We start from the raw sequence: 7,379 nt of genomic DNA, 5'->3' as shown, positions 1-7,379 counted from the left end.
CGGATTAAAGCCAAACCGCTCTAACTGGCGTTTTAATCGAGCCATGTAAGGCTGGGAATCATGGATATTTCCAGCTGTGACATAGGTATCGGTAATTAAATTATGTTTGCCATCAACCGTTCGGTGCTCTAAGTAGAAGAACCCTTTAGGCTTGCCTTCCCGATGCATAAAGCCACTGTCCGGAACTGTTGTACTGACTTTAACATCCTTGTATTTCTCTACCGTCGATGGCTTTAAGGCTTTTTTCCGTTTAATTCTCTTTCTGTGTTGATGGCTTGATTAAGGGCATCAATATATTGACTGGGCTCAACAATACGCTGCTCATTACGTGCTTTGCCTTTATTGGCATTTGCTTTTAGGTGAGTACTGTCCGTATATAATACCCGACCACTTATCAACCCTTTGACAATGGCCTGCTCAACAATATTATCAAAAATCTGTTGATAGATTTCACTGTCATTAAACCGACGGCGACGATTTTGACTAAGTGTTGAGGCGTCAATCACTTTTTCGGTTAATCCCATTCCCAGAAACCAGCGGTAAGCTAAATTGACCTGAATTTCCTGAACCAGACGACGTTCACTGGGGATACCGAAAAGATACCCCAATAGCATGATTTTAAACAGTCTGACCGGATCTTCTGCCGGACGACCGTTATTCGGGCAATAAAGTGGTGCTACCGCTTCTCGAATAAATTCAAAATCAATGACTTTAGCTATTTTACGAACAAGATGATTTTGGGGGACAAGCGCATCTAGCGAGATTTGCTCTATTTTTTCTGGTGTCGCTGGAGTTGGTTTTTTTAGCATAGAAGAACTTCTCTTATAATGGACTCCTCTCTATTAGATCAAAGAACTCGCCAAAAAGCGAGTTCTTTGTCATCAATCTGAAGCCAGCTTCTAGCTGGCTTTTTATTTATGTTATCATTTTTATTTTTAGTGTTTTTAATTAGTTAAAATTAATCCTTCTTGTATTTTATAAATAAATCCCTATTATAAACAAATTTTGCTTATTGATAGATTCAAGGGGATCTTTATGTCAGATCACAATTTAGAAAATAACTTGCGGAAAGATCTTGGTTTAGTTTCTGCGTTATCCCTGGTTGTTGGGATGGTTTTAGGCGCTGGTGCATTTATGAAACCACCTTCAGTATTGGAAGTTACTGGCGATTATCATTATGCTTTATTAGCTTGGATTATTGGTGGTGCTATTTCCATTTGTGGTGGATTAACGCTTTGTGAATTAGGCGTCATGTTCCCAAAAACTGGGGGCATGCTTGTTTATTTAGAAAAAATCTATGGCGCTAAAATCGCTCACCTTTATGGTTGGATGATGACAGTTATCTTTTCTCCAGCGTTAATTGGTGCATTAGTCGGTTATTTTAGTTCGGTATTTTGCTCATTATTTGAGATTGAAGACACATATAAAATGGCGGTAGGTGCAGGAGCATTAGGCTTTATTGCCTTTATTAATGCAATTGGTGTCAAAGAGGCTGGATACTTACAAACCATTGCAACGGCTTGTAAATTGATTCCGATATTACTACTGGCGGTATTTGGTCTTTGGAAAGGCAATGGGCAAGTCGCATTATTTGGTGCTAGCGGTCAAGGTATTGAAACATTTGCGCCTTTTGCTGTTGCTATCTTAGCTACATTATTTGCTTATGATGGTTGGGCACAGGTTGCATCGGTTGCAGGTGAAATTCATAATCCATCTAAAGTATTACCAAAAGCAATCATTTTTGGGATTATCTTTTTAGTGATTGTTTATGCTTGTATCAATATAGCATTCTTTAAAATCTTTCCTGTCAACGAAATGGTTTCATTAGGGCACGATGCCGCCGCGGTTGCTTCACAGCGAATGTTTGGGCATTCAGGAGGTAACTTAGTTGCTGTTGGTATTATGATCTCGATTTTGGGTGGTATTAATGGTTATATCATGACATTATCACGTACTATTTTTAGCATGGCAGAGCGTGGAACTATTGTTGGTGCACGTTATTTAAGTACAATAGATGAGGATAGCCGTTCTCCTGTTAATGCCATTTCAGTCCTTGTTATTTTTGCATTTTTATATTCGGTTTTGTTAGATGCCGATCGTTTATCTGAAATTTCTATGTTTTCGATTTGGGTATTTTATTTACTAACCTTTGTTGGTGTTATGATAGCCAGAAAAAAATACCCTAATATACCAAGATCTTACAAAGTCATTGGCTATCCAATCATCCCTATTTTAGCCATATTGGGCGCTGTTTATGTGATTTATGGTATGCTAGTTTATCAAACAGAAAATGGGCTGGCATCAATTGTGCTGACGTTAGTTGGTTTACCAATGTACTATTATTATCAACGAAAGAACAAACATAGCGAACTTTCAGTCGGTGAGGTGAAAAAGTACCGTGTAAAAACACAATATACCATTGCTATAGTAGCAATAAGTGTTGTTGCTATATTAATTATTTATGGAAGCATAATTAGTAAATAGCAACCTTATTTCTGGTTAGATGATTTATTTAAGGGTGTTTATTTAAGGGAATTGCTTACTCATGTTTTTTAGTCGGTATAAAAGCAACAATAGATGTTTTTTAACTGAAACGTGTGACTAAAAATAAGTTAAAATTAAGCCATAATGTCTTTGTTGTAAAAATAAAGCTTAAATGGTGGGCTTTCTTAAAGATGCCTTTTCTGTGTTTTATATAGCCACTAATATAAATAGTGGCTATAGGTACTTTAACTAATCCTTTGAATCAATTTTGGGTTTAGCTATGTAATTATAAATAACCAATATAGCAAAGATAGCAATAATAATGCTCATTATGATATCTTTGTTAAACCACTTAGCCATATTACCTAAGATAATTCCAACACCGCAAAAATCAACATCAGAGAAAGTCGTATTTGCAAAACCCAAAGATCCTAACACAGGCAGTAGCATAACCGGCAAGAACGTGACTAATAGACCATTAGCAAAAGCTCCAAGCATTGCTCCACGGCGTCCTCCCATTGCATTACCAAATACCCCCGCTGTTGCACCACAAAAGAAATGAGGCACTACGCCAGGTAATATCAGAACCAGATTTAATTGCCCTAAAACAAACAATCCAATTAATCCACCAAGAAAGCTAAATAAAAAACCGATGAGAACGGCATTTGGCGCATATGGAAAGACAACAGGACAATCAAGAGCGGGTTTTGCATTAGGTACCAGTTTTTCTGAGAACCCTGTAAATGCTGGCACAATTTCAGCGAGAATTAATCGCACGCCTTGTAGAATGATAAACACACCAGCAGCAAATGTAATAGCCTCTATAATCGCATAAACTAAATAATTATCACCTTTACTTAGATTAGTTTCGACATAGTCAGAGCCAGCAAATATAGCTAGAATGAGATAAATAATCATCATAGTTAATGAGATTGAAATTGAGCTATCGCGTAAGAAACTTAAGTTTTTAGGTAAATTCATCTCTTCAGTTGAGCGTGAGTTTTTACCTACAACTTGCCCAAGCCAGCCAGCTAGCACATAACCTAAAGTACCAAAATGGCCAAATGCGACATCACCATTACCCGTAATTTTACGCATATGCGGTTGTGCTAAAGCAGGAAAAAAAGCCATGATAAGACCAAGCACTAACGATCCAGTAAATACCAGTTGCCAGCCTTTAAATCCTGCAACGGTTAAAATAATACTAATCATACAGGCCATATAAAAGGTATGATGCCCTGTCAAAAAGATAAATTTTAAACGTGTAAAACGTGCAACTACGATATTAGCGACCATACCAAATGCCATAATTAATGCCGTTGCTGCACCATATTCATTTAATGCCATAGAAACTATAGCTTCATTATTAGGAATAATGCCTTGTAATTTAAAAGCTTGCTCAAACATCATACCGAGTGGCGTAATTGCACTGATAAGCACGCTTGCACCACCGCTCAATACCAAAAAACCTAAAATTGTTTTCACGGTTCCTTTAACGGTATCAGCAAATGATTTATGTTGGGCTATTAACCCAACCATGGCAATTAAACCCACCAATACGGCAGGTACTTTTAAAATATCAACAATAAATTTTACGATTTCCTGAATCATAGCAACACCTCATAGGTTGTTAATTCTTAGCAAGATGCTCAGCAAGTTTGGATTCTAGATCGTTGATATCAATAATATTACTTAGTACCACTAATTTATCTGCCGGGATACCCGAACTGGCCGCTAAATCTTTGGTCATCACAAACACATCGGCTTGATCGGGTGCAATAGATGCAAGATCGGCATGTGTTACTTCGGCATCAACATTTAATTTCTTAAGCACTTTTTTGATATTCATTTCAACCATAAAACTACTACCTAGACCTTGACCACAAACAGCCATAATTTTCATATTATTTATCCTTTTATAAAGTTTGTTTAAATTTAATAACGATTGGTTACAGTTAAAATCTGATCGCAATGTTGAGCATTAAAAATGGTCTGCATATCATTTGATTCACCAAATAAGGTTGCCAATTGCGTTAATATTTCAATATGACTAGAACTATCAATTGCTGCTAATAACGTAATTAAATAAACTGGATCATTATCTGCCGAATTGAAATTTACCCCTTGTTTGACTAATAACATTGATAAGCCTAATTGGTTTACACCATGCTCTGGTCTGGCATGTGGCATTGCAATGCCAGGCGCTAACACATAATAAGGTCCAAGTGATTCGTGTAATTCAAAAATTTTTTCAATATAATTAGGAGAAATCGTATTGTTTGCTAATAATGGTGATGCGCAAAGCTGTATAGCTTCTTTCCAATCATTTACAGAATCAACAATATTCACAGTTTGCTGTGTTAAATAGTTAGCGAGCATTTTCTCTCCATTAAAATTCTGATAATTTATTGAAAAATTAGCATATAAATTAAAAATAGCCACAACTAAAATAATAGAAATGTGATAGCGCTATCATATTTGCATAAATTTTTATTTATTTTGTGATGTAGATAACATTTCTAATAAATTCATTAAAAATAATTATGTTGATAGAATAATATTATTAAAAAATTGAGTTTTAAAAGGTGGCTCACAATATTCATATTAATGGATAAGTCACTCATCACTGGCTTGCAGTTGTCAAAATTAGTCTTTTTTAAACAAATGGTTAGATTAAATTCAATTAGGATGAAATATGCAAAGCGCAAAAAAACGGAGGAATACAGGGCAGGTTACTTTATTTGACGTAGCGAAATATGCAGGTGTGGGCTCTATGACTGTGTCACGTGCCTTACGCACACCAGAACGTGTTTCTGTTAAACTTCGCAAAAAAATTCAAATTGCTATCGATGCGTTAGGATATAAACCCAATGTTACCGCTAGCCAGTTAGCCTCGGCGTCATCTAGCCCAGTGATTGCAGTTATAACAACCAAAAACCACGATCATTCTGCGCAAATTTTGCTTGATGTGTTACAAGCAAATTTAATTAAACAAGGTTATACAATATTGTTTATTGAATCTGAGCATTATTATAACCGTGAACTAAAACTGTTAGATTCTTTACACAACCATAATCTCGAAGCAATATTGTTATTTTATGTCGAAAATGACGTTATTATTGAGAATGTTAATCTTAATAAAACGATACCTATTATGAATATTGGTAAGCAATATGATACAGCGGCAGATCCTGATATAGCGTTAGATAATAGTTTAGCAATGTATATGCTAACCGAACATATAATAAAAAAAGGCTATCAAAATATTGGGTTACTGTGTGCCAACCAACAAAATTATCTCTTTCAACAGCGTTTACATGGTTGGCATAAGGCGATGTTGGATTATCATCTACCTACCCATCGAGTTATCAATGCTGCCAAGCCTGCTAATTTTAGTACAGGTAGCTTATTACTGCCTGACATCTTATTGAATTGGTCTGAAATCGATGCCTTAATTTGCACTACTGATGAATTAGCCTGTGGTGTGCTTTATGAGTGCCAACGACGGCATATCCGTGTGCCACATCAATTAGCAGTGAGTGGATTTGGTGATAACGAGTTTTGCCAAGTGAGTTTTCCACCTTTAACAACAGTCTCCTTACCTGCTGTAAAAATAGGGGAACATTTGGCAATGCAACTATTAAGTAAGTTAAAAGCTCAAACTCATTGCCATAAACCAGATTTATCAACGTTCGCCCCTATACTTCGTTTAAGAAACAGTACTTAGTTGCATTGAGTGCCAAGTTATATTAAATCCTAGGTTATATTAAATAATTAGCTGTCATGATATTTTGCATATACATCCAATCGACTAGTTAGCAAGGCTTAGAATAATGAATCATGCATAGCAATCGCCAAACTGTGGTGGTGTGAAGTAGCAAATATAAATCACCTTTCTATTTTCTTCACTTCACCGAGTTTAAAATTACACCTCATGTTTCAATCCAGAAAACAGCTAGAAAAACTTCAATAAAATCAATGGTTTTTCTGACTGGTTTTTATCATATTCGATTTACCGTTCTTTCTGCTACATCATAGCCCATATTCCTAATATGGTGCATTAAGCTTGATGCAGCTAATACTTTATGTTGCCAATAAAGTGCTTCGATATTATCAAATACCCCCTTTAATTTTGATTCACATTTACGCCAAGCGTAACAACCTGATACAGATGTATTGATTTTTCAAAATAAGTAAAAAATAACAAAAATAGACTAAAAAAAGGTTGCATAGAATAAAAAATAATCTTATCTTAGCTAAAAAATATCTTTATTTTTCGGTTTCTTAATACTTTCTAAAGGAATTTAGGTAAATATCATGGAGCGCGCTGTTAGTCATATTGCTTTAATCATCAATCGCCTTATTCAATATCCCTTTCTTGTCTTTTATAAGTTAAACGGATTTTTAGTAGTACGGGTTTTATTGCGCAATGCAAGGAGCAGATTATGCTAGCTATGCCACTGTCTTAATGGCGCACGATTACCGCTACCTCTGCCATGCCTTTGTATGCCGTACTTTCTAATGTCAGCGATGCGCAAGCGGTTAAAAATTACTATATCACTGATGGCTCACAAACGCCCTATGGTCTTTATAGTGGCACTCCTTACGAGCACTGGTTTTCTGTTATGCCTATGCTAGTTAGGCTTGATGAGCATAGCCCCTTTTTAGATTGGATTAATAACACTGAGCACAAAGACTGGGGTTGGCTAGCACGCTCTCATTTACCCTTTGCAGACATCTGCGCTCATTTACGGAGCTTAACCCAAGCGATTATGCCCGATGGTGAAACGGTGTTTTTTCGCTATTGGGATGGTGAATACTTGTCAATCATGCTTGATTATTTTACCGATAGCTGGCAAGACGTGCTGCCTGCTTTTGCTTTTTACTGGATTAAT

The 7,379-nt window shown here is 36.2% G+C and carries 6 protein-coding genes and 1 pseudogene; 3 read left to right on the top strand and 4 right to left on the bottom strand.

The features are described from left to right. A pseudogene (locus A9G40_RS13285) lies at positions 1-809 on the bottom strand (transposase); the annotation flags it as partial. 226 nt (positions 810-1,035) lie between these two features. On the opposite strand from A9G40_RS13285, the gene A9G40_RS13280 reads away from it, so the two are divergent. After that, positions 1,036-2,484 carry an APC family permease gene (locus tag A9G40_RS13280; protein ID WP_065579781.1) on the top strand — a complete coding sequence of 483 codons (1,449 nt, stop codon included), beginning with the start codon at positions 1,036-1,038 and terminating at the stop codon, positions 2,482-2,484. A gap of 249 nt (positions 2,485-2,733) precedes the next feature. On the opposite strand, the gene A9G40_RS13275 is transcribed toward A9G40_RS13280, so the two are convergent. The 3 genes from A9G40_RS13275 to A9G40_RS13265 are packed head-to-tail and all read right to left on the bottom strand — an operon-like array spanning position 2,734 to position 4,863. Next, the gene (locus A9G40_RS13275) at positions 2,734-4,095 is read right to left on the bottom strand and encodes a PTS ascorbate transporter subunit IIC (protein WP_065583412.1); all 1,362 of its coding nucleotides are present in this window, start codon (positions 4,093-4,095) and stop codon (positions 2,734-2,736) included. Between the two features lie 19 nt (positions 4,096-4,114). Further along, a complete protein-coding gene (locus A9G40_RS13270) occupies positions 4,115-4,387 on the bottom strand; it encodes a PTS sugar transporter subunit IIB (RefSeq protein WP_065583411.1) in 273 nt (90 codons plus the stop codon). A gap of 32 nt (positions 4,388-4,419) precedes the next feature. Further along, the gene (locus tag A9G40_RS13265) at positions 4,420-4,863 is read right to left on the bottom strand and encodes a PTS sugar transporter subunit IIA (protein WP_065583410.1); all 444 of its coding nucleotides are present in this window, start codon (positions 4,861-4,863) and stop codon (positions 4,420-4,422) included. A 316-nt stretch (positions 4,864-5,179) separates the two neighbouring features. Between A9G40_RS13265 and A9G40_RS13260 the strand changes: the two genes are divergently transcribed. Both A9G40_RS13260 and A9G40_RS13255 read left to right on the top strand, forming a co-directional pair. Further along, the gene (locus tag A9G40_RS13260; protein WP_065583409.1) at positions 5,180-6,211 is read left to right on the top strand and encodes a LacI family DNA-binding transcriptional regulator; all 1,032 of its coding nucleotides are present in this window, start codon (positions 5,180-5,182) and stop codon (positions 6,209-6,211) included. A 769-nt stretch (positions 6,212-6,980) separates the two neighbouring features. Then, positions 6,981-7,379, top strand: a 399-nt coding sequence (locus A9G40_RS13255; protein WP_141675277.1) for a DUF4123 domain-containing protein, incomplete at its 3' end; no start/stop codon positions are given.

The sequence above is a fragment of the Gilliamella sp. Nev3-1 genome (assembly GCF_001690435.1).
GTDB classification, from domain to species: Bacteria; Pseudomonadota; Gammaproteobacteria; order Enterobacterales; family Orbaceae; genus Gilliamella; species Gilliamella apicola_C.
The sequence above is the reverse complement of the archived record's forward strand: the minus strand, read 5'-3'. Positions and strand labels throughout refer to the sequence as shown.

Excerpts from the sequence above, each read along its gene's own strand:
- A9G40_RS13280 (WP_065579781.1), top strand. The coding sequence starts at position 1,036 with ATGTCAGATCACAATTTAGAAAATAACTTGCGGAAAGATCTTGGTTTA.
- A9G40_RS13275 (WP_065583412.1), bottom strand. The coding sequence starts at position 4,095 with ATGATTCAGGAAATCGTAAAATTTATTGTTGATATTTTAAAAGTACCT.
- A9G40_RS13270 (WP_065583411.1), bottom strand. The coding sequence starts at position 4,387 with ATGAAAATTATGGCTGTTTGTGGTCAAGGTCTAGGTAGTAGTTTTATG.
- A9G40_RS13265 (WP_065583410.1), bottom strand. The coding sequence starts at position 4,863 with ATGCTCGCTAACTATTTAACACAGCAAACTGTGAATATTGTTGATTCT.
- A9G40_RS13260 (WP_065583409.1), top strand. The coding sequence starts at position 5,180 with ATGCAAAGCGCAAAAAAACGGAGGAATACAGGGCAGGTTACTTTATTT.